The organism is Mycobacterium hainanense, from assembly GCF_041890355.1.
In the GTDB taxonomy this organism is placed as follows: domain Bacteria; phylum Actinomycetota; class Actinomycetes; order Mycobacteriales; family Mycobacteriaceae; genus Mycobacterium; species Mycobacterium hainanense.
Map to the genome: position 1 here is coordinate 1,911,237 of NZ_CP169059.1, position 20,933 is coordinate 1,932,169.

The 20,933-nt window shown below is 68.5% G+C and carries 20 protein-coding genes and 1 pseudogene; 15 read left to right on the forward strand and 6 right to left on the reverse strand.

Annotated features, from left to right (window positions below; translation table 11 throughout):
• Positions 1-6 precede the first annotated feature (6 nt).
• On the reverse strand, positions 7-1,167 hold the full coding sequence (locus ACEL92_RS09025) for an acyl-CoA dehydrogenase family protein (protein ID WP_374025250.1): 1,161 nt from the start codon (positions 1,165-1,167) through the stop codon (positions 7-9).
• 193 nt (positions 1,168-1,360) lie between these two features.
• On the opposite strand from ACEL92_RS09025, the gene ACEL92_RS09030 reads away from it, so the two are divergent.
• Genes ACEL92_RS09030 through holA form a run of 3 tightly spaced genes read left to right on the forward strand, consistent with a single transcriptional unit; the run spans position 1,361 to position 4,775 of the window.
• Positions 1,361-2,206 (forward strand): ComEA family DNA-binding protein, encoded by an 846-nt coding sequence (locus ACEL92_RS09030; RefSeq protein WP_374025251.1) that lies wholly within the window; start codon positions 1,361-1,363, stop codon positions 2,204-2,206.
• A 5-nt stretch (positions 2,207-2,211) separates the two neighbouring features.
• Positions 2,212-3,780: a ComEC/Rec2 family competence protein gene (locus tag ACEL92_RS09035; RefSeq protein WP_374025252.1), complete on the forward strand. Its 1,569-nt coding sequence runs from the start codon at positions 2,212-2,214 to the stop codon at positions 3,778-3,780.
• Positions 3,781-3,824: 44 nt separating this feature from the next.
• Entirely contained in the window at positions 3,825-4,775 is a 951-nt protein-coding gene (holA, locus tag ACEL92_RS09040) for a DNA polymerase III subunit delta (RefSeq protein ID WP_374026134.1), read from the forward strand.
• A 7-nt stretch (positions 4,776-4,782) separates the two neighbouring features.
• Here holA and rpsT read toward each other — a convergent pair whose 3' ends face one another.
• Positions 4,783-5,043: a 30S ribosomal protein S20 gene (gene rpsT, locus ACEL92_RS09045; RefSeq protein ID WP_163679804.1), complete on the reverse strand. Its 261-nt coding sequence runs from the start codon at positions 5,041-5,043 to the stop codon at positions 4,783-4,785.
• A 145-nt stretch (positions 5,044-5,188) separates the two neighbouring features.
• Here rpsT and ACEL92_RS09050 point away from each other — a divergent pair, with 145 nt between their 5' ends.
• The 4 genes from ACEL92_RS09050 to ACEL92_RS09065 all read left to right on the forward strand — a co-directional run bounded on the left by ACEL92_RS09050 (position 5,189) and on the right by ACEL92_RS09065 (position 9,373).
• Positions 5,189-6,862 (forward strand): circularly permuted type 2 ATP-grasp protein, encoded by a 1,674-nt coding sequence (locus tag ACEL92_RS09050; protein WP_374025253.1) that lies wholly within the window; start codon positions 5,189-5,191, stop codon positions 6,860-6,862.
• Positions 6,862-7,836 (forward strand): alpha-E domain-containing protein, encoded by a 975-nt coding sequence (locus tag ACEL92_RS09055; protein WP_374025254.1) that lies wholly within the window; start codon positions 6,862-6,864, stop codon positions 7,834-7,836. Before ACEL92_RS09050 ends, ACEL92_RS09055 begins: the two co-directional genes overlap by 1 nt.
• Entirely contained in the window at positions 7,836-8,675 is an 840-nt protein-coding gene (locus ACEL92_RS09060) for a transglutaminase domain-containing protein (RefSeq protein WP_374025255.1), read from the forward strand. Before ACEL92_RS09055 ends, ACEL92_RS09060 begins: the two co-directional genes overlap by 1 nt.
• Before the next feature lie 122 nt (positions 8,676-8,797).
• Positions 8,798-9,373, forward strand: a complete 576-nt coding sequence (locus ACEL92_RS09065) for a hypothetical protein (protein ID WP_374026135.1) — start codon at positions 8,798-8,800, stop codon at positions 9,371-9,373.
• Between the two features lie 3 nt (positions 9,374-9,376).
• Here ACEL92_RS09065 and ACEL92_RS09070 read toward each other — a convergent pair whose 3' ends face one another.
• On the reverse strand, positions 9,377-10,216 hold the full coding sequence (locus ACEL92_RS09070; RefSeq protein ID WP_374025256.1) for a ribonuclease Z: 840 nt from the start codon (positions 10,214-10,216) through the stop codon (positions 9,377-9,379).
• 198 nt (positions 10,217-10,414) lie between these two features.
• Between ACEL92_RS09070 and ACEL92_RS09075 the strand changes: the two genes are divergently transcribed.
• A complete protein-coding gene (locus ACEL92_RS09075; protein ID WP_374026136.1) occupies positions 10,415-10,843 on the forward strand; it encodes a CBS domain-containing protein in 429 nt (142 codons plus the stop codon).
• 76 nt (positions 10,844-10,919) lie between these two features.
• Here the strand turns inward: ACEL92_RS09075 and ACEL92_RS09080 are convergent, their stop codons facing one another.
• Positions 10,920-11,519 carry a type II toxin-antitoxin system PemK/MazF family toxin gene (locus ACEL92_RS09080; protein ID WP_374025257.1) on the reverse strand — a complete coding sequence of 200 codons (600 nt, stop codon included), beginning with the start codon at positions 11,517-11,519 and terminating at the stop codon, positions 10,920-10,922.
• Between ACEL92_RS09080 and lepA the strand changes: the two are divergent.
• The 3 genes and pseudogenes from lepA (at position 11,501) to ACEL92_RS09095 (ending at position 15,239) form a co-directional block, all read left to right on the forward strand.
• Positions 11,501-13,496: pseudogene (gene lepA, locus ACEL92_RS09085) on the forward strand (translation elongation factor 4). The gene ACEL92_RS09080 and the pseudogene lepA overlap by 19 nt on opposite strands.
• A 2-nt stretch (positions 13,497-13,498) precedes the next feature.
• A complete protein-coding gene (locus ACEL92_RS09090; RefSeq protein WP_374025258.1) occupies positions 13,499-14,287 on the forward strand; it encodes a sensor domain-containing protein in 789 nt (262 codons plus the stop codon).
• 217 nt (positions 14,288-14,504) lie between these two features.
• Positions 14,505-15,239: a sensor domain-containing protein gene (locus ACEL92_RS09095; RefSeq protein ID WP_374025259.1), complete on the forward strand. Its 735-nt coding sequence runs from the start codon at positions 14,505-14,507 to the stop codon at positions 15,237-15,239.
• Positions 15,240-15,313: 74 nt separating this feature from the next.
• On the opposite strand, the gene ACEL92_RS09100 is transcribed toward ACEL92_RS09095, so the two are convergent.
• Together ACEL92_RS09100 and ACEL92_RS09105 are read right to left on the reverse strand one after the other, a co-directional pair.
• The gene (locus tag ACEL92_RS09100; RefSeq protein ID WP_374025260.1) at positions 15,314-17,338 is read right to left on the reverse strand and encodes a glycoside hydrolase family 15 protein; all 2,025 of its coding nucleotides are present in this window, start codon (positions 17,336-17,338) and stop codon (positions 15,314-15,316) included.
• Between the two features lie 65 nt (positions 17,339-17,403).
• Complete coding sequence (locus tag ACEL92_RS09105) at positions 17,404-17,637, reverse strand: hypothetical protein (protein ID WP_374025261.1); 234 nt, start codon at positions 17,635-17,637, stop codon at positions 17,404-17,406.
• A gap of 54 nt (positions 17,638-17,691) precedes the next feature.
• On the opposite strand from ACEL92_RS09105, the gene ACEL92_RS09110 reads away from it, so the two are divergent.
• The 4 genes from ACEL92_RS09110 (at position 17,692) to cysW (ending at position 20,925) form a co-directional block, all read left to right on the forward strand.
• Complete coding sequence (locus tag ACEL92_RS09110; RefSeq protein ID WP_066952819.1) at positions 17,692-17,886, forward strand: hypothetical protein; 195 nt, start codon at positions 17,692-17,694, stop codon at positions 17,884-17,886.
• Between the two features lie 317 nt (positions 17,887-18,203).
• Entirely contained in the window at positions 18,204-19,232 is a 1,029-nt protein-coding gene (locus tag ACEL92_RS09115) for a sulfate ABC transporter substrate-binding protein (RefSeq protein ID WP_374025262.1), read from the forward strand.
• A complete protein-coding gene (gene cysT, locus ACEL92_RS09120) occupies positions 19,229-20,116 on the forward strand; it encodes a sulfate ABC transporter permease subunit CysT (RefSeq protein ID WP_374025263.1) in 888 nt (295 codons plus the stop codon). The genes ACEL92_RS09115 and cysT overlap by 4 nt, the downstream gene beginning before the upstream one ends.
• Complete coding sequence (gene cysW, locus ACEL92_RS09125; protein WP_374025264.1) at positions 20,113-20,925, forward strand: sulfate ABC transporter permease subunit CysW; 813 nt, start codon at positions 20,113-20,115, stop codon at positions 20,923-20,925. Before cysT ends, cysW begins: the two co-directional genes overlap by 4 nt.
• Positions 20,926-20,933: the final 8 nt, after the last annotated feature.

Sequence of the window (20,933 nt, forward strand, 5' to 3'; positions counted from 1 at the left end):
GCTGCCTCACAATCCCAGAATGGTGGACGCGATGATGTTGCGTTGCACTTCGTTGCTGCCGCCGTAGATCGACGTCTTGCGGTAGTTGAGGTAATGGGGCGCACTGTGCTGCGCCCAGGACGGCGACGAGATGTCCTCGCCGTCGGCGGGCAGCGCGTCCGGCCCGGCCACCTCGACGAGCAGTTCGGTGGCCACCTGTTGCAGTTGGCTGCCGCGCAGCTTGAGCACCGACGACGCGGGGTTGGGCTGTCCGTTCGCGGAGTCGGTGACCACCCGCGACTGGGTGAGTTCCAGTGCCAGCAGCTCGTTTTCGGCCTCGGCCAGCCGCGCCGCGAACAGGGGGTCTTCGAGCACCCCGGTGGCGGCGGCGTGCTTCTTCACCTCGGCGAGGCGCACCTTGGTCCGCCCCACGCCCGCGATGCCGGTGCGCTCGTTGCCCAGCAGGAACTTCGCGTATGTCCAGCCCTTATTCTCTTCTCCGACAAGCTGATTCGCCGGTACGCGGACGTCTTCGAAGAAGATCTCGTTGACCTCGTGGCCGCCGTCGATCGTCTTGATGGGCCGCAGCGTCACACCCGGCGTCTTCATGTCGAAGAGCAGGAACGAGATGCCGGCCTGACGCTTGGGTGCCTGCGGGTCGGTGCGCACCAGGCAGAAGATCCAGTCCGCGTACTGACCCAGCGTGGTCCAGGTCTTCTGGCCGTTGACGACGTAGCTGTCGCCGTCCCGCACCGCGGTGGTGCGCAGCGACGCCAGGTCCGAACCCGCCTCCGGCTCGGAGAAGCCCTGGCACCACCAGATGTCGAGGCTGGCCGTCGGCGGCAGGAAGCGCTGTTTGACTTCCTCCGAGCCGAATTCGGCGATCACCGGGCCGACCATCTTGGTGTTGAAGTTCAGCGGCTCGGGGACGCACGCCAGTTGCATCTCGTCGGCCCAGATCTGGTGCTGAGTGGGCGTCCAGTCCTTGCCGCCCCACTCGACCGGCCAGTTCGGCACCGCAAGGCCGTGCTCGTGCAGGATCTTGTGGCTGGTGACGATGTCGTCGTGCTTCACTTCCGCCGAGCCCTTGCGCACCCGCTCGCGCAGCTCTTCCGGGATCTTCGTGGTGTAGATGGTGCGGAGTTCGTCGCGGAACGCGGCTTCCTCCGGTGTGAGCGCCAGTTGCACGGCGGCCTCCTGTCGTCGGGGGTGAACGTGACTACCAGCGTCGGATGGGTGCCCGGTTCTGGCGATGCGTTCCTGGTTCCATAGTGACCCATCGCGTGGAGCGGTTGTGCACAGCCTCGGTTTAATCCACAGCCGCCGGTCGCGGCGCCGTCCGCGGCGCCGATCCGGCGCGGGGCACACCTACGGTCGGCGCATGCGGACAGAACTTCCCGCCGAGCGCCTCCAGCGGCGACTCGGTGCCGAACCGGACGCCGAGCCCGACGGCGCGCAGTGGACGTCGCCGGGGGAGGCCGCGGACGAGGACCAGAATTCGCTGCTGCCACGATGGCTGCCCGATGCGGCCCCGGACCGGGGGTGGATCGCCAGGCTGCGCGCGGACCCGGGGCGAGCCGGTGCCATCGGTCTGGCGATCGTGGCCGCTCTAGCCGTCCTGGTCACGGTGTTCACGCTGCTGCGGGACCGGCCCGCGCCGGTGATGTCGGCCAAGCTGCCGCCGGTGGAGAAGGCGTCGACGGTCGGCCCCAAGCCGTCGGCCGGCCCCAACCCGGGCCCCGACCGGCCCGTGGTGGTGAGCGTGGTGGGCCTGGTGCACAGCCCCGGTTTGGTCACCCTGGCACCGGGCGCGCGGGTCGCCGACGCGCTGCAGGCCGCGGGCGGTGCGGTGAACGGGGCGGACACCGTGGGCCTGAACATGGCGCGCCCGCTCGGCGATGGCGAGCAGATCGTCGTGGGGCTGGTGCCCGCCCCGGGGCAGCCGACGGCGTTGGGCAGCTCGGTGGCCGCGGGTTCGACGCCGACGTCGAAGCCGCCGCGGCCGGGGACTGGCTCGGTCAAGCCGAAGACCGGCGAGACCCTCGACCTGAACACCGCGACGGCCCAGGACTTGGACGCGCTGCCCGGCGTAGGGCCGGTCACCGCGGCGGCGATCGTGGCCTGGCGGCAGGCCAACGGCAAATTCACCAGCGTCGACCAGCTCGCCGATGTCGACGGCATCGGCCCGGCGCGCCTGGAGAAGCTGCGCGCCCTCGTCCGTGTCTGACACTTGTGCACCGGCCCGGCGCCATTGAATCGGGCGCGCGCATTGATGCGCGCCTGCTGCCGGCGGCGTTCACCTGCTGGGTGGTGACCGCCGCCGGCATCTGGTGGCCGATAGGCCGGGCGGTGGCGGCGTGCTGCCTGGTGTTGGCCGCCGGCGCCGGCGCGCTGGTCTGGCGCACCGCGTTTCGACCGGAAGAATCCGGCCGGTTGCGGGCCGTCGCCGTCGGCCTGCTCGCGGTCGGCGTCACCGGCGCGGGATTCGGCTTGGCGGTCGCGTTGCGCGCCGAAGCGGTGGAGCGCCACCCCATCACCGCGGCGTTCGGGACTGCCACCCCGGTGACGGTCACCCCTAGCGAGAGCCCGGTGTCATTGGGCCGCGGGCGACTCGTGTTTCGGGCCACGCTGCAGCGCCTGCGCGACGACCAGATCTCCGGCCGGGTGGTCGTCTTCGCGCGCGCCCAGGATTTCGAATCGAACGCCGATGGGCTGATGGTGGGCCGGCCGGTGCGGTTCACCGCGCGGATCGGGCACCCGACCCGCCGCGACCTCACCGTCGCGGTGCTCAACGCGTCGGGCCGCCCCGTCATGGGCACGGCGGGGGCCGTGCAGCGGGCGGCCCACACGGTGCGTGGCCGTTTCGCCGCCGCGGTGCACGGCACGCTGCCCGCCGAGCAGGCGGCGATGCTGCCCGCCCTGGTCCTGGGTGACACCTCGGCGGTCACCGCCGAGACCGACCGCGATTTTCGGGCGGCGGGCATGACGCACCTGATGGCGGTCTCGGGCGCCAATGTGACCATCGTCTGCGGGGCCGTGTTGTTCTCGGCGCGCGTGATCGGACCTCGGGCGGCTGTCGTCCTCGCCGGCCTGGCCCTCGTCGCGTTCGTGTTCGTCGTGCAACCGACGGCGAGCGTCCTGCGGGCCGCCGTGATGGGCGCCGCCGCGCTGGCCGGCATCCTGACCTCGCGGCGCCGCCAGGCCATCCCGGCGTTGTGCGCCACCGTGCTGGGCTTGCTCGCATTGGCCCCAGAACTGGCCGTCGACGTGGGCTTCGCGCTGTCGGTGGCCGCGACCGCTGCGCTGGTGGTCATCGCGCCGGGCTGGTCGCGGCGCTTGATGGGGAGAGGCTGCCCCAAGGCGCTGGCCGACGCGCTGGCGATCGCCGCGGCGGCGCACGTGGTGACCGCCCCGCTGGTGGCGGGCATCTCCGGGCGGGTCAGCCTGGTCGCGGTCGCGGCCAATCTCGGGGCGGCACCGGTGATAGCGCCGATCACCGTGCTGGGCAGCGCGGCGGCCGTGTTGAGCGTGCCGTGGCCGTCCGGGGCCCAGTTGTTGATCCGTTTCACCGGCCCCGAGCTGTGGTGGGTGGTGCGGGTGGCCCGGTGGTCGGCCGGCGCCCCGGCGGCGACGGTGCCCGTACCGTCCGGCGTGCCGGGGGTGCTGCTGGTCGCCGGGGTGACCGTGCTGATCGTCGTGGTGGTCGCCCGGCGAAGGGGAAGGCGCTGGCTCGGCGCCGCGGCCGTCGTCTGCGCGCTGGCTTGGTGGATGTCCAGCCTGCTGGATCCCGGGGTGGTCTAGTCGGTCGGTCGTGACACCATCGAGGGGTGAGCGAGGATTCGCCGTTGCACCTGGTCCTGGGAGACGAGGAACTGCTGGTCGAGCGAGCGGTGGCCGACGTGTTGCGGTCGGCGCGCCAGCGGGCCGGCGTCGAGGACATTCCCGTCAGCCGCATGCGGGCGGGCGACGTCAGCACCTACGAGCTCGCCGAACTGCTGAGCCCATCCCTGTTCGGCGACGAGCGGATCGTCGTGCTGGAGGCGGCCGCGGAAGCGGGCAAGGAGGCGGCCGCGGTGATCGCCTCCGCCGCGGCCGACGTTCCGCTGGGCACGATGCTGGTGGTGGTCCACTCGGGCGGCGGGCGGGCCAAGGCGCTGGCCACCGAGCTGCAGTCGCTCGGCGCCATCGTGCATCCGTGCGCGCGGATCACGAAGGTCAGCGAGCGGGTCGACTTCGTCCGCAAGGAGTTTCGCGCGCTGCGGGTCAAGGTCGACGAGGAGACGGTGACCGCCATGCTGGACGCGGTCGGCTCCGACGTGCGGGAGCTCGCGGCGGCCTGTTCGCAGTTGGTCGCCGACACCGGCGGCGTCGTCGACGCCGCCGCGGTCCGCCGTTACCACAGCGGCAAGGCCGAGGTGAAGGGGTTCGACATCGCGGACAAGGCGGTGGCCGGCGACGTCGCGGGTGCCGCCGAGGCGCTGCGCTGGGCGATGCTGCGCGGTGAGCCGCTGGTGGTGCTCGCCGACGCGCTGGCCGAAGCCATCCACACGATCGGGCGGGTCGGGCCCCTGTCGGGCGACCCCTATCGGCTCGCGTCGCAGCTGGGCATGCCGCCGTGGCGGGTGCAGAAGGCCCAGAAGCAGGCCCGGCATTGGTCGCGCGACAGCGTCGCGGCGGCGATAAAGGTGGTGGCGACGCTCAACGCCAACGTCAAGGGCGCCGTGGCGGACGCCGACTACGCGCTGGAGTCGGCGGTCAGGACGGTGGCCGAGCTGGCCGCCAATCGAAACCGGTGAGCGGGGCTCAGAGCTTGTTGAGCGCGCGCGCCAGGGCCGACTTCTTATTGGCCGCCTGATTCTTGTGGATCACGCCCTTGCTGGCCGCTTTGTCCAGCTTGCGGGTGGTCGCCGCCAGCAACTCGGTGGCCTTGTCTTTGTCGCCGGCGTGGGCGGCCTCGCGGAACGCGCGGACGGCGGTGCGAAGCGACGACTTCACCGACTTGTTGCGCAGTCGAGCGCGCTCGTTGGTGCGATTGCGCTTCTGCTGCGACTTGATGTTGGCCACGCTTTAGTTCCTTCTGCGATTCGACGTCTGCTTAGGTGCCGGATACCACCACGGCGACTGCCCAGGTTATCAGTCGGTTACGTTTTCTCCCAAAACGGGAACCCGTGGCCTGCCGTAAAGTCAATTTGAGGCAGCATCTAAAAACGTGAGTCTTCCGAGCCAGCTTGAGGAAACCAGGGGGAGTTTGCGCGCCGCGCGCACCGAGCGCATTTTCGGCGGCTACAACACGTCGTCCGATGTGTACGCGATGGCCTTCGACGAGATGTTCGATGCGCAGGGCGCCGTGCGGGGACCCTACAAGGGCATCTACGCCGAGCTCGCCCCATCGGACGCCTCGGAGCTCAAGGCGCGCGCCGACGCGCTGGGCCGCGCGTTCATCGACCAGGGCATCACGTTCTCGCTGTCGGGGCAGGAGCGGCCGTTTCCGCTCGACCTGGTTCCACGGGTGATCTCCGCCGCCGAATGGAGCCGGTTGGAGCGCGGCATCATCCAGCGCGTCAAGGCGCTCGAGATGTATCTCGACGACATCTACGGCGACCAGGAGATTCTCAACGACGACATCATCCCGCGCCGCCTGATCACCTCCTGCGAGCATTTCCACCGCGAGGCGATGGGCATCGTCCCACCCAACGGCGTGCGCATCCACGTCGCCGGCATCGACCTGATCCGCGACGAGAAGGGGAACTTCCGCGTCCTCGAGGACAACCTGCGTTCGCCCTCCGGGGTGTCGTACGTCATGGAGAACCGGCGGACCATGGCCCGCGTCTTCCCAAATCTGTTCGCCACCCATCGGGTGCGTGCGGTCGACGACTACGCGTCCCACCTGCTGCGTGCCCTGCGCAATTCCGCGGCCACCAACGAGGCCGACCCCACGGTGGTGGTGCTGACCCCCGGTGTGTACAACTCGGCCTACTTCGAGCACTCGCTGCTGGCCCGCCAGATGGGCGTCGAGCTCGTGGAAGGCCGCGACCTGTTCTGCCGGGACAACCAGGTGTACATGCGGACGACCGACGGCGAGGTGCAGGTCGACGTCATCTACCGGCGCATCGACGACGCCTTCCTGGACCCGCTTCAGTTCCGGGCCGACTCGGTGCTCGGCGTGGCCGGCCTGGTCAACGCCGCGCGCGCCGGCAACGTCGTCGTCTCCAGCGCCATCGGCAACGGTGTCGGCGACGACAAGCTCGTCTACACCTACGTGCCGACCATGATCGAGTACTACCTGGGTGAGAAGCCGCTGCTGGCCAACGTCGAGACCTACCGCTGCTGGCTCGACGACGAACGCGAAGAGGTGCTGGACCGGATCGACGAGTTGGTGCTCAAGCCGGTCGAAGGGTCCGGCGGTTACGGCATCGTCTTCGGGCCGGAAGCCTCCGAGAAGGAGCTGGCCACCGTCGCCAAGAAGGTTCGCGACGACCCGCGCAGCTGGATCGCCCAGCCGATGATGGAGCTGTCGACCGTGCCGACGCAGATCGGGAACACGCTCGCGCCCCGATACGTCGACCTGCGGCCGTTCGCGGTCAACGACGGCGACGACGTGTGGGTATTGCCCGGCGGGTTGACCCGCGTGGCCCTGGTCGAGGGCTCGCGGGTGGTCAACTCCAGCCAGGGCGGTGGCTCGAAGGACACCTGGGTGCTGGCGTCGCGGACCTCGGCCGGCGACCACGAGCTCCGCGCCGCGGAAGTGGTGCGCTCGCTGCCGGAGTCGATGCCCGACCCGGAAGTGGACGGCGCGCCGCGGCTGACGCAGACCCAGTCGCTGACCAAGGAATCGCCGCAGGAACAGCAGCTTCAGCAACAGCAGCGGCGGAAGAGGCGCTGATGCTGGCCCGCAACGCCGAAGCGCTGTTCTGGATCGGTCGCTATGTCGAGCGCGCCGACGACACCGCCCGCATCCTCGACGTGGTGCTGCACCAGCTGCTCGAGGATTCCAGCGTCGACCCCGACCAAGCGTCTCGGCTGCTGTTGCGGGTGCTCGGGATCGATCCCCCGAGCCATGACCTGGACGTCTGGTCTTTGACCGACCTGGTCGCCTTCAGCACCAATGCATCGGGCGGTTCGTCGATCGTCGACGCGATCACGGCGGCGCGCGAAAACGCGAAGTCGGCGCGGGAGGTCACATCCAGCGAAATCTGGGAGTGCCTCAACGGCACCTACCACGCCCTCGCTGAACGCGAACGCGCCGCCAAACGCCTTGGGCCCCATGAATTCTTGTCCTACATCGAGGGGCGGGCGGCGATGTTCGCCGGGCTGGCCGACTCGACGTTGTCACGCGACGACGGGTACCGCTTCATGGTGCTGGGCCGTGCGATCGAGCGGATCGACATGACGGTGCGGCTGTTGCTTTCGCGGGTAGGGGACAGCGCGTCGTCCCCGGCTTGGGTGACGTTGCTGCGTTCCGCGGGCGCGCACGACACCTACCTGCGCACGTATCGCGGCGTGCTGGACGCAAGCCGCGTGGTCGAGTTCATGCTGCTCGACCGGCTGTTCCCGCGGTCGGTGTTCTATTCGCTGCGGCTGGCCGAACACAACCTCGACGAACTGCTGCACAACCGGCAGAGCCGGATCGGGGCCACCGGGGAGGCGCAGCGGCTGCTCGGGCAGGCCCGCAGCGAGCTGGAGTTCGTGCAACCGGGCGTGCTGCTGGAGTCGCTGGAGAGCCGCTTGGCCGGGCTGCAGCGAACCTGTCGCGACGTCGGAGAAGCGTTGTCGGTGCAGTATTTTCACGTCACTCCGTGGGTGGCGTGGTCGGACGCCGCCGACCGCCGGCTGGTCAGCAGGCAGGGGGACAACTGATGTGGCGGCTGCGGGTGGTGCACACCACCGGATACGCCTACCAGTCGGCGGTGACCGCCTCCTACAACGAGGCGCGGTTGACCCCACGGTCGAACACCAGACAGAACGTCATCCTCAATCGCGTCGAAACGATCCCGGCGACCCGGTCCTACCGCTACATCGACTATTGGGGCACCGCAGTGACGGCGTTCGATCTACACGCACCGCACACCGATCTCACCGTGACGTCGTCCTCGGTGGTCGAGACCGAGCAGCCGGAACCGGCGGTGACCGACATCGGCTGGGACGATCTGCGATCCGACGCGGTGATCGATCGGTTCGACGAGTTGCTGCGCCCCACCGCGCACACCCCGGCAAGCAAAAGGGTTGCCTCCGTGGCCAAGAAGATCGCTAAGTCACACCAGCCCGCCGAGGCCGTCGCCGCCGCGGCGCACTGGGTGCGCGGCGAGCTGGACTACCTGCCGGGCACCACCAGCGTGCACTCGTCGGGGCTGGACGCGTTGAACGCGGGCAAAGGTGTCTGCCAGGACTTCGTGCACTTGTCGCTGATGTTGTTGCGCGCCATGGGAATTCCGGCGCACTACGTGTCGGGTTACCTGCACCCCAAGCGCCACGCCGTCGTCGGGGACACGGTCGACGGGCGTAGCCACGCCTGGATTCAGGCGTGGACCGGGGGGTGGTGGAGCTACGACCCGACCAACGAGACCGAGATCTCCGAGCAGTACGTCAGCGTGGGCGCCGGCCGCGACTACACCGACGTCCCTCCCCTGAAGGGCATCTACTCCGGTGAGGGCGCGACCGATCTCGACGTCGTCGTGGAGGTCACCCGGCTCGCTTAGCCGCGCGGCCATAGCGTGCAGGCATGAACGACACCGCGCGCCGGCCCACGGGATTTTCGTTGCCGCTGCTTTCGGCGCTGTGCGTGGCACTGCTTTTCGGCGGGATCGCCGTGGGGGTCGGTCTGGGCGGCGTGATGCCGTTGCCGTACGGCCCAACGGCCGCCGTAGTGGCCTACGTCCAGGCGCAGCCGGTCGCCGTGCGCGTCATCGCCGTGACCGCGTTCGCGTCGTCGGTCCCGTTGGCGGCCTACGCCGCGACGGTCGGCGTCCGGTTGCGGCGCCTCGGGGCGGCCGGTACGGGAGCGGCGACCGCGCTCACCGGGGGAATCTTGGCCGCCGGGGCGCTGGGGTTGTGCGGGTTGCTGGCCTGGCCGCTGTCGCAACCCGAAGTGGCCGGGGATGCGACCTTCGTTCGGGCCCTGTACTTGCTGGTGTTCCTCGTCGGCGGGCCGGGGCACATCGTCGCCCTGGGTCTCATGGTGGCCGCGATGGCGGCAACCTCGTTGAACCTGGGGGTGCTGTCGAGGCCGGTCGCCTGGGCCGGCCTGGTAACCGCGGCCCTCGCCGAAGCGGCGGTGGGGGTGTTGATCTGGCCGGATCTGGGCGTGATCCTGCCGATCGCGCGGGTGCTGGCGTTGTCTTGGCTGGTGCTCGCCGGGGCGCTGTTACCGTTGCGGCGCAACGACATTCGCCATTAGGAGTTACGGCGCGTCGATCTCGACACGATGCAGGTCGTCGCCGAGCTCGATGCGCCCGGCGAACCGCGAGGCCGCCAGCGCCCGCCACTGTTCCTCTTGGCCCGGCACCAGCGCCGGCACGTAGTGCGTCATGACGAGGGTCCCGACGCCCGCGCGGGCGGCGGTTTCCGCCGCTTCTTCGACCGAGGAGTGGTAGTCGCAGATGTCCTGCAGGCGCTGTTGCGGGATGTTGCGGACGATGTCCTTGCGGATCACGGTATGCACCAGCGCGCCGGCTCCGGTCGCCAGCTCGTCGAGGCCGGCGCAGGGCACGGTGTCCCCGGCGAGCACCACCGACGCCGTGCCGTAGTCGAGCCGGAACCCGACGGTCGGCGCCACCGGTCGATGATCGGTCGGCGCGACGCGGATCGACACGCCATCGCGGTCCCACACCGCCCCGTCGGTGCATTCGTGCACCTCGACCGCCGGCGGCGCGTTCAGGTCGGCGTGGTGGGCGAGTCGGTAGGAGATGTCGTGGCGGAACGCGTGCAGCGTGGCCTCGACCGTTTCCGCCGTCCCGGCCGGTCCGATGATCGGCAGCGGCGCGGGGTCGGGTGCGAAGGTGCTGATCCAGCGGGTGATCAGCACATCACCGAGGTCTCCGATGTGGTCGCTGTGCAGGTGGGTGATCAGCAGCGCCGACAATCCCGCCGCGCCCACACCGACCGCCGCCGCGCGCTGCAACACGCCCCGCCCGCAGTCGACCAGAAACACCTGTCCGCCGGCCCGCACCAGAGTCGACGGCCCGGCGCGGTTGGGGTCGGGGATCGGGCTTCCCGTCCCGAGCAGCGTGATCTCGATCATCGCCCCTATCTTGCAAGGCGCGAGCCCGCTCAGTGGCCCAATCGGGCGATCGACCCGCCGCCCGCCCCGCGCACCGGTTTCGAACGCCGACGTCAGGGTATGGACACGGATCGGCTACCGGATCTCGTCGTGGCTTTTCCGCCGCGCGAGTTAGCCGTAGCCTGGTGTGAAGCCGATCACAACCAGCTGGAGGCCTTGATGCGGATAGCAGACGTCTTGCGGAACAAGGGCGCGGCGGTGGTGACCATCAATCCCGAGGCGACGGTCAAAGAGCTGCTCGCCGGCCTCGCCGAGCAGAACATCGGTGCCATGGTCGTGGTGGGCGACGAGGGTGTCGTCGGCATCGTCTCCGAGCGCGACGTCGTGCGGCAGCTGCACACCCATGGCGCCAGCGTGCTGTCGCGGCCGATTTCGAAGATCATGACCGCCACCGTCGCCACCTGCACGAAAACCGACACGGTGGACTCGCTGAGCGTGCTGATGACGAAGAACCGGGTGCGGCACGTCCCGGTGCTCGACGGCAAGAAGCTGATCGGGATCGTCAGCATCGGCGACGTGGTGAAGACACGCATGGAAGAACTCGAGGCCGAGCACCAGCAGCTGCAGTCCTACATCACCCAGGGCTGAGCGCGGCCTCGCCGAACGTGCACTCAGCGGGCAAATTCGCCCTGCGCTGTCTGGTTGTTGCACGCTCGTCGCGGCGTTAGCTCCACGAGTAGTCGGCCCGCAACCGCTCGGCCACCAGGTCGAAGATCTCCCGATCCAGGATCGCGCCCTCGCGGCGGATGCTTTCTTCCGGCACGTCGAGCACCCGGTCCAGCCGAACCCAGCTCGGCCTGCCCTCGTAATCCCACGCCCCCGAACCGATCCCGATCCAGTCCCGGTCCTGCGCGTGGCGCTCCTGGCTGGACACCATCAACCCCAGCAACACGCGGCGGTCCCGCCCCACGACAAGTACGGGCCGGTCCTTGCCGCGGGTGGGGTCATCCTCGTAGACCACCCACGTCCAGACGATCTCGCCGGGATCGGCTCGACCGTCGAGGTCGGGGGCATAGACCAGCTTGCGCGCCCGCTGGGCGGTGGGGAAGCTCGTGCTGGTCACCGGGCGGCCCGCGGTGACGGCGGGCGGTTGCGGCGCGGCTGCCGCGATGACGCTCGCGGTGATCTTCACGGCCTGCTGCAGCTCCCGCAGCACCGTCTGCGAGTTCTGCACGTGCCGGGCCAGCCGTGGGGCCCGATCGAAGACCAGGTTCTCGGCAAACCGCTGGAACGTCTTCCACTGGGATTTGCGGGCAGACGCCATATTCGCAGCATAGACGCGAGCGCGCGGGTGCGATTGTGTCCAACTAGGTCTCGGGCAGCCCGCCTAGATACCCTGGACATACCAACTCAGCCGGCGTTGACGCCGCCGCAAGCATGTGCAGACCAGGAGATTCCCATCAGCAGTTTCGCCGACAAGACCTTCACCGCGCCGGCGCAGATTCGGAACTTCTGCATCATCGCCCACATCGACCATGGCAAGTCCACGCTGGCGGACCGGATGCTTCAGCTCACCGGCGTCGTCGACGAGCGATCGATGCGTGCACAGTACCTGGACCGGATGGACATCGAGCGCGAGCGCGGGATCACCATCAAGGCGCAGAACGTCCGGTTGCCCTGGAAGGTCGGTGACGAGGAATACGTCCTGCACCTGATCGACACCCCGGGGCACGTCGACTTCACCTACGAGGTGTCGCGGGCGCTGGAGGCGTGCGAGGGGGCGGTGCTGCTGGTCGACGCCGCCCAGGGCATCGAGGCGCAGACGCTGGCGAACCTGTACCTGGCGCTGGACCGCGACCTGCACATCATTCCGGTGCTCAACAAGATCGACCTGCCGGCGGCCGATCCGGACCGCTACGCGGGCGAGATCGCCCACATCATCGGGTGTGAGCCCGGCGACGTGCTGCGGGTGTCCGGCAAGACCGGTGAGGGCGTCGCCGACCTGCTCGACCACGTCGTGCGGGAGGTGCCGCATCCGCAAGGCGACGCCGACGCGCCCACCCGCGCGATGATCTTCGACTCCGTCTACGACATCTACCGCGGCGTGGTGACCTACGTCCGGGTGATGGACGGCAAGATCGTCCCACGGGAACGCATCCTGATGATGTCGACCGGCGCCACCCACGAGCTGCTCGAGGTGGGCATCGTCTCGCCCGAACCGAAGGCCAGCGCGGGACTGGGCGTGGGCGAGGTGGGCTACCTGATCACGGGTGTGAAGGACGTCCGCCAGTCCAAGGTCGGTGACACGGTGACGACGGCCCGACACGGCGCTACAGAGGCGCTGACGGGATACCGCGAACCCAAGCCGATGGTCTACTCGGGCCTGTATCCGGTGGACGGCTCCGATTACCCGGTTCTGCGCGACGCCCTGGACAAGCTGCAGCTCAACGACGCGGCGCTGACCTACGAGCCGGAAACGTCGGTGGCGCTGGGTTTTGGCTTCCGATGCGGATTCCTGGGCCTGCTGCACATGGAGATCACCCGCGAGCGCCTGGAGCGCGAGTTCGACCTCGACCTGATCTCCACGTCGCCCAACGTCGTCTACCGGGTGATCAAGGAGGATGACACCGAGATCGTGGTGACCAATCCGTCGGACTGGCCCGAGGGCAAGGTGCGCACGGTGTACGAACCGGTCGTCAAGACCACCATCATCGCGCCCAGCGAATTCATCGGCACCATCATGGAGCTGTGCCAGTCGCGCCGCGGCGAGTTGGGCGGCATGGACTACTTGTCGCCCGAGCGGGTCGAGTTGCGCTACACGATGCCGCTCGGCGAGATCATCTTCGACTTCTTCGACTCGCTGAAGTCGCGCACGCGCGGCTACGCCAGCCTCGACTACGAGGAGGCCGGCGAGCAGGAGGCCCAGCTGGTCAAGGTCGACATCCTGTTGCAGGGCGAAGCCGTCGACGCGTTCAGTGCGATCGTGCACAAGGATTCGGCGTTCGCCTACGGCAACAAAATGACCACCAAGCTCAAAGAGCTGATTCCCCGCCAGCAGTTCGAGGTGCCGGTGCAGGCGGCCATCGGCTCGAAAATCATTGCGCGCGAGAATATCCGGGCTATCCGTAAGGACGTGCTGTCCAAGTGTTACGGCGGCGACATCACCCGCAAACGCAAACTGCTGGAAAAGCAAAAGGAAGGCAAGAAGCGGATGAAGACCATCGGGCGGGTGGACGTGCCGCAGGAAGCGTTCGTTGCGGCGCTGTCCACGGACGCCGCCGGCGACAAGGGAAAGAAGTAGCCGTGCCGGGGACGCGTGCCGGCGGTGTGGTTGGTGTCTGCCTGCTGGCCGTCGCGCTCGCCACCGGCTGCACGGTCGACGGCACCGCGCGGCCCGCGCCGAATCTGAAACCCCACCCGGTCACCGGGCAACCAGTCAAGCAGGTGCTCCTCGACGACGCCGAGCTGTCGAAGCTGCTGGGGCAGTCGTTTGGAAGCAAGAATGAACTCCCGGCGCGGTTCGGCGGTCCCGAGGTGTTGCCGCCGGCGTTCGGCGCGGTATCGCCCGCCAACTGCATCGGTGTCACGTCGATGATGGTGATGGACGCCTACCGATCCGCCGACGTGAAGAATGCGGCGCGGGAGACGTGGTGGAACCAGCGCGGGCCGGCGAAGGTGATCAGCGTCGCCGAGGGCGTGGTCGCACTGTCCAGCGCCGGCGGGGCGGCCGCCCTGTTCCAACAGTTCGCGCAGCAGTGGCGCGACTGCGAGGGTACGACCGTGACCATCGGGCGCCCCAGCATCATCACCGACCGCCCCGCGATCGTCTTCTCGAACACCATCTCCGAGGTGCGGGTCTCCGAATCTGTGCTGGCCGCGACAGTGGCGATCGACACCCAATTGCCCGGCATACCGTCGAGTGGGCCCAGGCCCGAGGCGCGCGCCATCGGCGTGCGGGGGAACTGCCTCGTCGAAGTCGAGGTGGCGTTCTTCAATTCGACGCGCTCGTCGGACGAGGGGTCCGGCGATGTGCACCGCAGCGCCATCGACATCGCGCACGCGATGATGGACAAGGTCAGCGGGCTGAGCTGACCGGCACCTGCCACAAACCTGGGACTTCTCTGGGGTTGCGCTGTGCTTGAGCGTGGGCGACGGCTTCGCTGCGCCGCCAAGCCTAAGCTCGGGCGGAGTGGGAGGTAGCCGGAAGCGCATGGGAAGTAGTTGCCGCACCGAAGTGCCCCCCGCTGCGCTGGTCGCCACGATGTCGGGTAGACCCCGCCATCGGCGACGACGTAGGTGCGCAGCGCTTTTGGTCACGCTGCTTTCGGCCACGAGCTGTTCCATCACGATCGGCGGCGCGGCGCGGCCACCGGCGAACCTGACGCCGCGATTCCTCGACGGGCAGACCCTTGAGCGGGTGCTCCTCGGCCAGAGCGCGCTATCCCGCATTGTCAGGCAGCCCGTGGAACTCGACCCGGGTTTCCCGCCGCTTGTCGGCGGCCCCGAGACGTTCGGCGTCGCGCGGCCGGAGGGATCCGAAAGCTGCCTCGGGGTGGCCGTGATGATGCGGGCGGGCGCCTACCGGTCGGCGAACGTCAAAGCCGTTGCGTTCTCCACGTGGCGGCCCACCGCCGCTTCCGGCGCGGCGGTGACCCGGGTGCAACAGGCCGCCATCAGCCTGCCCACCGCGCACGAGGCCTACGCCCTCTTCTCGACGATCTCGGGGCAGTGGCAGGAATGCGATGGAAAGGCGGTTCCCATCTCGGGCGGCAGTCTGCCGCTGGAAGTGAAAGTCAGTCGCGTGCAGAGCGCGAGTTCTGTTGTCGCGGCGACCATTTCGATGCAATGGAACGTGCCGGCGTCGTTCTCGCCCCCAGCGCTTCCCGCCGAGCGGGCCGTCGGGGTGCGGGACAATTGCCTCATCGAAGTCGAGGTCGATTTCGTGGACACCTCGAGCGCAGCCCAAGACGGGCCGGCCGACGCGAACGCCAGGGCGCTCGACATCGCGCAAGTCATGCGGGACAAAGTGAGCGCGCTGAGCTGAGTCGTGCCGCCGCGGGGCTGATGGCGGCGACCCGCTTCGCCCGGCCTGACGGCCGCGCTTGCGATCGCCGCGCCTTACATCGGCGCGTTGGCGGGCTGGAACACCCCCGAGCCGTCGGATTCCTCCTCGGCGCGGATCACGTGCACCACCGCGTTGATCAGCGCCAGGTGGGTGAACGCCTGCGGGAAGTTGCCCAGGTGCCGGCCGGTGCGGGGCTCGATCTCCTCGGCGTAGAGGTGCAGTGGGCTGGCGTAGGACAGCAGGCGCTCGCACAGCCGCTTCGCCCGCGCCACCTCGCCGATCTCCACCAGCGCCGACACCAGCCAGAACGAGCAGATCGTGAACGTGCCTTCCTCGCCGGATAGCCCGTCGTCGGTCTCCTCCACCCGGTAGCGCAGCACCAGCCCTTCCGAGGTGAGTTCGTTGGCGATGGCCAACACCGTATTGCGCACCCGCGGATCGTCGGGCGGCAGGAACCGGGTCAGCACCACCAGCAGCAGCGAGGCGTCCAGCGCGTCGCTGCCGTAGCGCTGGGTGAACACCCCGCGAGCATCCACCCCGTGCTGCAGGATGTCCTCCTTGATCTCCTCGGCGATCGCCCGCCATTGCTGCGCGTAGCTCTTCTCGCCCTGCCGTTCGGCCAGCTTCGCCCCGCGGTCGAGCGCGACCCAGCACATCACCTTCGACGAGGTGAAATGCTGCGGCTCGCCGCGGACCTCCCAGATGCCCCGGTCGGGTTCGCGCCAGTGCTTGATGGCCTCTTCCACCTGCTTCTTGAGCACCGGCCACAGCGTCTCGGGCACCTGCTCGCGCGACTTGGCGTGCAGGTAAAAGGAGTCGAGGATGGAACCCCAGATGTCGTGCTGTACCTGGTCGTAAGCGCCGTTGCCGATGCGCACCGGGCGCGCGTGGTCGTAACCGGACAGGTGATGGAGTTCCTCCTCCACCAGGCTGCGTTCGCCGCCCACGCCGTACATCACCTGCAGCGGGTGCCGCTCGTTGCTGTTGGCGCCGGAGACATCGGCGATGAACGCAAAGAAGTCATCGGCCTCGCGGTCCAGTCCGAGAGTGTAAAGACCCCACAGCGCGAATGTGGAGTCGCGCACCCACGCGTAGCGGTAGTCCCAATTGCGTTCCCCCTGAGGGGTTTCCGGAAGCGACGTGGTGCTGGCCGCCAGCAGTGCCCCGGTGGGCGAGTACGTCAATCCCTTCAGCGTGAGCGCGCTGCGCTGCAAGTACGCCCGCCAGGGGTGGTCGGGGAAGTTGCCGATGTTGATCCACTGCCGCCAGCATTCGGTGGTCTGCCACATCTTGTCGGCGGCCTCTTCGTAGGTCTGCGGCGCCGGGTGCTTCGTCCAGCTCAGCGCGACGAACACGTCGTCGCCCTCTTTCATCCGGGTGCGCGCCCGCGCTTCGCGGCCCTCCAGGCCGATCCGCAAGTTGGTGGTGAGCCGCAGCGTCGGGTGGGCGTCGGGCTGCTTGGTCGCCCGGGCCACCGCCTCGCCGTACGCGTTCGCCGAGTACTCCCAGGTGGCACCGACGCGGTGGTAGTCGAACGCGGGCTCGCAGCTCATCATCAGCTCGACCGTGCCGCTGACGCAGCGCACAGTGCGCAGCAGGATGTGCTCAGCGTCCCAGTCCATCGGGGTGCGGCGATGCGTCCTCGACCGGCGCTCGATGTCGTGCCAGGGCCCCATCACCAGCGCGTCGCGCACGATCAGCCACCCCGTGTGGGTCTGCCAGGTGGTCTCCATGATCAGGCTGCCCGGCAGGTAGCGGCGGGCCGAGGGCACCGAGACGCCGTAGGGGCCCAGCCGGAAATGGCCGGCGCTGCGGTCCAGGATCGCGCCGAACACGCTGGGGGAGTCCGGCCGGGGCACGCACAGCCATTCGACGGACCCGGCGGGGGAGATCAGGCACGTCGTCTCCCAGTCCGACAGGAACGCGTAGTCGGCGATCGGCGGAAACGGGTTCCGCAGTGCTGCGCTGGCGGCAAGGGGCGCCGGCGCGCTGAAGTCGATGGGTGACGGCAGCGGCGCCGGGGCCGTTGCAAATGCCTCCTCGGGCATGGCGTCGTCGGGCTGGGCGTGCAGGACCATCCCGACATCATCATCTGTTGAGCGGTCCCCCGTCCATTCTTTCGCCGACGTGGCGCCACTCTGTATCAACCGCGGCGGCGGGCGAACCTCGGGGCGTGCTCGGGCAACGGGCCGATTGCGACGAGGTAGCCGACCAGCCGGCGCAGGGGTGTGGATCGGCCCACCAGCCGCACACCGCGCGGCGAGCGGTCGTCGTTCCCGGCCACCGCCGCGGCGATCACGTTGGCATGGATTCCCCGTTGCGCGGCCTGGAGCAGCGCGGTGGGCAGCCAGCGGCGCGCCTGCGGCGGGGCGGACATGCGCCGATCTTGGCACATTGGAATTCCGCTGCAGGGCCGAATAGGGTGAGCCGCGTGACGGCGTTCCTGAATTGGTGGGACGGCAATGAGCTGTGGCTTTCCGGGCTCGCATTCGTGCTCCAGGCCATGGTGGTGATGCCGGTCGTGCTGGTGGTGGCGGCGGTCACCGCCGGGCTGCTCGACGGCCTGCTCGGCAAGAGCATCGCTCTGATGCGCCGTGCCCGGCACGCCGGCGAGGCGCCCGGATAACCCGCATGCCTCGGTCACACGTGACATTGATTCTGGTCGCGCTCGTGGTGCTGGTGATCGTCGCGTGGTGGGTGACGCACTGAGCGCGGGCCGCCCGCTCGCCCCTCGCGCGGTGGCGGGCCTGCCGATTTTTGTTACGCTTCCCGCCATGCATGTGACCTCTGGTGTGGAGCGCCATGTCTTCATGCGCTGTTGTCGCTGACTGCCAAACCCGTGTGCGGTCTGGTATGGGTTCGTGAGGTCTTTCCCTCCGTTCAAAGGCGCCTTTCCGCAGCAACGGGACCACCGTCCGTAAGTCCCCGTACTGGAAGGCCCGAATGCTCCACCACATCGCAAGGCGCTGGCGACCGGTGACCCTCTTCGCCCTCGTGGCCGTCATCGCGGGGTGTAGCGGTGGGCCCAGTGACGTCGTGGGCGGGAGCGGCCCCAACAACGCGCACACGAGCATCACCCTCGTCGCCTATTCGGTCCCAGAACCCGGGTGGAGCAAGGTGATTCCCGCATTCAATGCCGCCGAGGAGGGCAAGAGCGTCCAGGTGATCACTTCCTACGGGGCTTCCGGCGACCAATCCCGCGGCGTCGTCGACGGCAAGCCCGCGGACGTCGTGAACTTTTCGGTCGAGCCGGACATCGCCCGGCTGGTGAAGGCGGGCAAGGTCTCCAAAGACTGGAATGCGGACGCCACGAAGGGAATTCCGTTCGGGTCGGTGGTGACCCTGGTGGTGCGCAAGGGCAATCCGAAGAACATCAGGGACTGGGACGACCTGCTGCGGCCGGGCGTGGAGGTCATCACACCCAGTCCGCTGAGCTCGGGATCGGCCAAGTGGAACCTGCTGGCGCCGTACGCGGTCAAGAGCGAGGGCGGCAGCAACGCCCAGGCCGGGGTCGAGTTCATCAGCAAGCTGGTGCATGAACACGTCAAGCTGCGTCCCGGTTCGGGCAGGGAAGCCACCGATGTTTTCGTCCAGGGCAGTGGCGACGTGTTGATCAGTTACGAGAACGAGGCGATCGCCACCGAGCGAGCGGGTAAGCCGGTCGAGCACATCAACCCGCCGCAGACGTTCAAGATCGAGAACCCGGTGGCGGTGGTGACCACCAGTCCCCACCTCGACGCCGCGGTCGCGTTCAAGAACTTCCAATACACCGCCGCCGCGCAGAAGGTATGGGCGCAGGCCGGTTTTCGGCCCGTCGATCCGGCCGTCGCCGCCGAATTCCGTGACCAGTTCCCGGTGCCGGCGAAACTATGGACGATCGCCGACCTCGGCGGCTGGACGCCCGTCGATCCGCAGCTGTTCGACAAGAGCACCGGCAGCATCACCAAGATCTACACGCAGGCCACCGGATGACGGCCGCCATCACGCCTGACCCCCAGGCGATCAGGCCCGAGCTCGGCCAGCCCGCCGGTGACGCCGGGCGCGGGCCGGTGAAGGCGCGGCGCGCCCGCGGCACCACGTCGCTCCGGGTGGGCGTGGCGACCTTGTGGCTGTCGGTGATCGTGCTGCTGCCGCTGGCCGCGATCGCGTGGCAGGCCGCCGGCGGCGGCTGGCACGCCTTCTGGTTGGCGGTCACCTCCAACGCGGCGTTGGAGTCGTTCCGGGTGACGCTGACCATTTCCGCAGGGGTCACCCTGGCTAACCTGGTGTTCGGCCTGGTAATCGCCTGGGTGCTGGTGCGCGACGACTTCGTCGGCAAGCGGCTCGTCGACGCGATCATCGATCTGCCGTTCGCGCTGCCCACCATTGTCGCCAGCCTGGTGATGCTGGCCCTCTACGGCAACAACAGCCCGGTGGGTTTGCACCTGCAACACACGGCGTGGGGTGTGGCGGTGGCGCTGGCCTTCGTCACGCTGCCCTTCGTGGTGCGCGCGGTGCAGCCGGTGCTGCTGGAAATCGATCGTGAGACCGAGGAGGCGGCGGCGTCGCTCGGCGCCAGCGGACCGAAGATCTTCACGTCGGTGCTGTTGCCGTCGCTGACGCCGTCGTTGTTGTCCGGTGCGGGGCTGGCGTTCTCGCGTGCGATCGGCGAGTTCGGTTCGGTCGTGCTGATCGGGGGCGCGGTGCCGGGCAAGACGGAGGTTTCGTCGCAATGGATACGGACACTGATCGAGAACGATGACCGCACCGGTGCCGCCGCCATCTCCATCGTGTTGCTGTCCATCTCATTCGTGGTGCTGTTCATCCTGCGCATCGTGGGCGGGCGCGCGGCCAAGCGTGAGGAGTTGGCCCCGTGACGTCATCGCGCAGGGTTCGCTACCTGATCCGATTCGTGGCGCTGGCATACATTTTCGTGTTGCTCGTCGTCCCGGTGGCCTTGATCCTATGGCGGACTTTCCGGCCGGGCTTGGGCCAGTTCTTCGACTGGGTCAGCACGCCGGCGGCGATCTCGGCGCTGAACCTGACCTTGCTGGTCGTCGCCATCGTGGTGCCACTGAACGTGGTGTTCGGCATCCCCACCGCTTTGGTGCTGGCGCGCAACCGTTTTCGCGGTAAGGGCGTGTTGCAGGCGGTCATCGACCTGCCGTTCGCGGTGTCGCCCGTCGTCGTGGGTGTCGCCCTGATCCTGTTGTGGGGATCGGCCGGCGCGTTCGGCTTCGTCGAAAAGGACCTCGGGTTCAAGATCATCTTCGGGCTGCCCGGCATCGTGTTGGCCAGCATCTTCGTCACCCTGCCGTTCGTGGTGCGCGAGGTGGAGCCGGTTCTGCACGAATTGGGTACCGACCAGGAAGAGGCGGCCGCGACGCTGGGATCGGGCTGGTGGCAGACCTTTTGGCGAATCACCCTGCCATCCATCCGGTGGGGTTTGACCTACGGCATCGTATTGACCGTCGCCCGCACTCTCGGCGAATACGGCGCCGTCATCATCGTGTCGTCGAACCTGCCGGGTAAGTCCCAGACGTTGACGCTGCTGGTCTCGGATCGGTATAACCGCGGGGCCGAGTACGGCGCCTACGCGCTGTCGACGTTGTTGATGGGCGTTGCGGTGCTGGTGCTGATCTTCCAGGTGGTTCTGGACCTTCGCCGGGCACGGGCGGACAGATAGGCTCGACA

Coding starts and splice junctions, on each gene's coding strand:
- ACEL92_RS09070 (WP_374025256.1), bottom strand. CDS start 10,216: ATGATCGAGATCACGCTGCTCGGGACGGGAAGCCCGATCCCCGACCCC.
- ACEL92_RS09105 (WP_374025261.1), bottom strand. CDS start 17,637: ATGTCCGCCCCGCCGCAGGCGCGCCGCTGGCTGCCCACCGCGCTGCTC.
- ACEL92_RS09115 (WP_374025262.1), top strand. CDS start 18,204: ATGCTCCACCACATCGCAAGGCGCTGGCGACCGGTGACCCTCTTCGCC.
- ACEL92_RS09060 (WP_374025255.1), top strand. CDS start 7,836: ATGTGGCGGCTGCGGGTGGTGCACACCACCGGATACGCCTACCAGTCG.
- ACEL92_RS09030 (WP_374025251.1), top strand. CDS start 1,361: ATGCGGACAGAACTTCCCGCCGAGCGCCTCCAGCGGCGACTCGGTGCC.
- ACEL92_RS09080 (WP_374025257.1), bottom strand. CDS start 11,519: ATGGCGTCTGCCCGCAAATCCCAGTGGAAGACGTTCCAGCGGTTTGCC.
- cysT (WP_374025263.1), top strand. CDS start 19,229: ATGACGGCCGCCATCACGCCTGACCCCCAGGCGATCAGGCCCGAGCTC.
- ACEL92_RS09075 (WP_374026136.1), top strand. CDS start 10,415: ATGCGGATAGCAGACGTCTTGCGGAACAAGGGCGCGGCGGTGGTGACC.
- ACEL92_RS09100 (WP_374025260.1), bottom strand. CDS start 17,338: ATGGTCCTGCACGCCCAGCCCGACGACGCCATGCCCGAGGAGGCATTT.
- ACEL92_RS09055 (WP_374025254.1), top strand. CDS start 6,862: ATGCTGGCCCGCAACGCCGAAGCGCTGTTCTGGATCGGTCGCTATGTC.